Annotated in this window: 4 protein-coding genes; 1 reads left to right on the top strand and 3 read right to left on the bottom strand. The window is 54.3% G+C overall.

What is annotated here, in order from left to right; translation table 11 throughout:
- Positions 1-361: 361 nt before the first annotated feature.
- Positions 362-1,402, bottom strand: coding sequence for a hypothetical protein (locus tag ACTD9P_RS29405; RefSeq protein WP_438870391.1), 1,041 nt, complete (start codon positions 1,400-1,402; stop codon positions 362-364).
- An 86-nt stretch (positions 1,403-1,488) separates the two neighbouring features.
- On the opposite strand from ACTD9P_RS29405, the gene ACTD9P_RS29400 reads away from it, so the two are divergent.
- Positions 1,489-2,049 (top strand): hypothetical protein, encoded by a 561-nt coding sequence (locus tag ACTD9P_RS29400; RefSeq protein ID WP_438870390.1) that lies wholly within the window; start codon positions 1,489-1,491, stop codon positions 2,047-2,049.
- A gap of 146 nt (positions 2,050-2,195) precedes the next feature.
- Here ACTD9P_RS29400 and ACTD9P_RS29395 read toward each other — a convergent pair whose 3' ends face one another.
- Together ACTD9P_RS29395 and ACTD9P_RS29390 are read right to left on the bottom strand one after the other, a co-directional pair.
- Positions 2,196-2,681 (bottom strand): RDD family protein, encoded by a 486-nt coding sequence (locus ACTD9P_RS29395; protein ID WP_438870389.1) that lies wholly within the window; start codon positions 2,679-2,681, stop codon positions 2,196-2,198.
- Between the two features lie 75 nt (positions 2,682-2,756).
- Complete coding sequence (locus ACTD9P_RS29390; RefSeq protein WP_026013838.1) at positions 2,757-3,149, bottom strand: DUF2846 domain-containing protein; 393 nt, start codon at positions 3,147-3,149, stop codon at positions 2,757-2,759.
- Positions 3,150-3,629 lie beyond the last annotated feature (480 nt).

Below are 3,629 nucleotides of genomic sequence, written 5' to 3'. Positions count from 1 at the left end.
AGCACGAGGTCGGCAGCCTCGCGTTTGAATTCAGGAGTAAAGGAGCGGCGTTGTTTGGTCATCTGACACCTCGATCTGGCGAGCATTCTCGCCTAAATGGGTGTCCGGTTTCATTAGACCACTACACTAAGCAACTCTCCCTGCTTTTGTTTTCATAGGTTCTGAAGTCACGCGGTATGCGCGGTGCGTAACCGTGGTGCCCTTGAAAGACAGCTCTCGAGTCACCGTCCGGTCGCTCATACGCGCGTTCAACTTGCGTAGCGTATTGCCAAAACAGCAACACGGCGCTCAGCTACAGCAATGCAAGGTCGTGAGGGATTTGCATGCGTGCTTTATAGGTGCTCCATTCCAGTTTCAATCATCAATTCTGCCAACACTGTGGGTATCGCTTGCAGACCCCATAACGTTTATCCAATTCGGCCATACGCGCCCAGTTATCCGCCATCACCTCCTTTTGCAGTTGCTCACTGAGCCGATGGTAGTACTGCAACATAGCACCGTTGGTGGCCAGTGCTTGGGTGACATCAGTCGCCTCGGTGTCAGGCACCAATGCTTTGATAGAGGACGTATCCAGCCGGGAGAGACGCGCGAGGTACTCAACTTTATACTGGTCAAGTGCCTTGGCCTTTACCCCTTGTGCTTGAACCAGGTAGTTCGCGACGTTCTGACGATACTGTGTCCAATAAGCGTCCGGCAGATCAAGGTTCATCTGGTCCTTGCGCCTATTGACCACTAGATCAATAGCCTCGGTCCGCGCGCTTTCGTTCAAAGCAGTGGCATCGGGTTTCATTTCCGCGATGATGCTCTGCGAGACAATCTGCTCGGTCAATGCGTCGCGTTCCGGGGTGGCAGGTAGGCCCTTTGGGGGTTCCGGAAAAAGAGCGTTGGCACCCATGCAACTCGCAATACCTTTATTCACCAGCGGGACGGGTGAGCGCACCACTTGGCCTTGTACTGAGTGCAAGCGTTTAAGCATAGTCATACACTGGCTGCCTGCGCGGTCGAACGTTAGTTCGTATTCCGCGCTACTTTGCGGTATGAAGGTGAAGGCCATGCCACACACCGAGCCTGCTCCTTGGGTATTCAAGTGCAACAGCAACTCCTTATTCGGGGGCAGCCGAATTTCCAGATAAGGCGTTTTCTCGGAGAGCGACGGAATCGACATGTCCACTCGCCTGCGGGTGTTGGCCAGGAATAGGTTATTCAGGATGCCCGTGGTCTGCCCTTCGCAGTGCTGCTCATCGAGCACGCTCAACGTTGCACTACTCATGTCACTGATAAAACGTAGCTTGGCGGCATCTGGCTCCGCTGCGTCTGGGTAAGTGCCCGACACACTGCAGCCACTCAAGATCAATATGAAAGCTACAGAACCTAATACACGGCCCGTAAATAAACGACTCATAGCGGGTATCATCCTTAACGCTTAAGTTGAGAAGTGCTGCATCTTAACGAGAAAGCTAAATTTTATTTCGATGGACCGAGGTTTGAATGCACAAGATAAGTCAGCTGTTTGTGGTTGGAATGACAGCATTGGTGAGTGCCTGCTCAGCATTGCCGCCCGAAATGGCCCTGGACTCAAAAGTCTATTCCGCCGATAACGCAGGCCTCGTCCTGGGAGCGCTGATACAGGGAGGCCCCTACGGCACCTGGATCAACTTCCGCGACGTGAACACCGGTAAAGACTACGGCTGGGCCCCCAAGGATTATTACTCGGCATGGCTGCCCGCAGGCACCTATGAATTAAGCGACCTTGGCTCGCGTCGCGGCGTGATGGGCCCCTATTCGAAACCCCTGCGTTTTACCGTGACTAACGGCCAGATCAATTACTTGGGCGAGATGACCTACGGCTGCCCTCTCGCCGCACACCCTGCCGCTATCTATGGAGTGAAGAACTGCGGAATTCTTGCGTTGGCAACCTGCACGGTCGACTACCCCAGCATTGGCGTATGCATGGTGGACCGGCAGGAGCAGTCGGCTCGAACCTTCCTGAAGCAGCACCCGCAATACTCAGAGCTTCCTGTTAAACCGGCGGTTATGTCGACACATTGAGGAGGTGAGTCAAACTGATTATTCAATCGCCCAAGTGGACCTACTCCCGTGTCAGTGCGCATAGAAAAAGGGGACCATAGAAAAAGCGGATTTATTTAATTTTCCGAGTCATTTGTTACTTGAATAAATCTGTCCCTTTTCGCCTCTCAGGGTCTGACCCCATTTTTTCCGTCGTCATAGATGTCGGCAAGACTACGTACCTTGGTCAAGTTGCCGGTTTGAATCACGATGGTCTTGGCGAACATATCGCCGAGGCGGGTTCTGGACTCAAGAAAAATCCACACCCAGTCGATGATCACCAGCACCCCGGCATTGCGGGTGAATGACTGAGAAATGCGGCAGCCCTTACGGGTTTTACGGTCGACGACCGCGATGCTGAGCAAGCGCTTGCCCAGGCTCTGGCCATTGGGCAGCGCGTCTGCGAGCAAGAGGTAGGCAAAACCTGCGAAAAACGCCGCAATGAACCCGCCCTTGGCCGTCACGGCGGGGACGGACGCCGACAGCACCTCGGCGCCGAACTTGACGATGAAAAAGATCAGCACCGCGATGCCAGAGTCGATGATTCGGGCCAGCAGGCGACGGCCGATGCTGGCCAGAATAGTCGGCCGTTTAGCGGGGGTAATTGCGTCCATACGGTGTCACTCCGACTTATGTAAACAGCAACAACGGCCAAGCTCAGCGCCCGGCCGCATCAAGCGCTTTTTAACTCACTTGCTTTCTTTTGCAATGGTACCCAACGACGCGTCCTTGACCAGATAACGGCCTTCCACATCGCTCAGCACTTTGAGGCTGTTGCGCGCCACGGCGAAGCCCATTTCGACTTCCTGCTTGAGGTAAACCACCTCACCGGCCTTGACGTTGATCGGCATGTCAGCCCAGTTTTCAGCTTTGGAACTGATCACGTGCTGGCCCGGCGACACGAAGAAATAAATGTACTGGTTACCACGGTTGTAACCCATCTCCGAGTCGGCTTCCTTGTCATCCAGGAACACGTTGAACCGCACCATCATCCCCACGTTGCTTGGGCGCACGACATACACCAGGCCTTTATCGGCGACGGCGGCCTTGGGCAACGAGTAGTTCGCCACGTCAGCCTGCATCTTCTCCACTGACGGCGTCGAGGAGCAGCCAAACAGCGTGGCCAGGGACAATACAACAGCAGCTTTGCAGAATAGCTTGATCATGTACTTCTTCCTTGTGGTGTGACGGTAGAGCGAGTTGAGAGCGCCGGCGATTGGCCGGCGCGGGTTCTTTGATGCGTTTAATCATCGCCAGGGTATCGGCCATGGGGATGAAGACTTGAAGCGTTGTGCGTGGGCCAGCACTTTGATGCCTGGCGGGGGGTTGGGCGCGGGGCTTGTAGTCCGGCCCGTCGCCCTTATGGCGATCAGGTTTGGCGACCTGACAAGAGAGTGCAAAAGCAAGTTCTTTGTTATTTAAATAAATCTGTCCCGAATGGCACTTCCTTAACAGCTAACCAGCTGATCTGACTACAGAAAAATGAAAAAAGGCCGTCCTTGGTCTACGGTGATAGTTGCGAACACACACCACTCGAACAAGGACAGCCCGCGTGAATCGTA

This window comes from Pseudomonas onubensis, from assembly GCF_965653655.1.
In the GTDB taxonomy this organism is placed as follows: domain Bacteria; phylum Pseudomonadota; class Gammaproteobacteria; order Pseudomonadales; family Pseudomonadaceae; genus Aquipseudomonas.
Note: the sequence above shows the minus strand (reverse complement) of the source record. Positions and strands in the feature narration are given on the sequence as shown.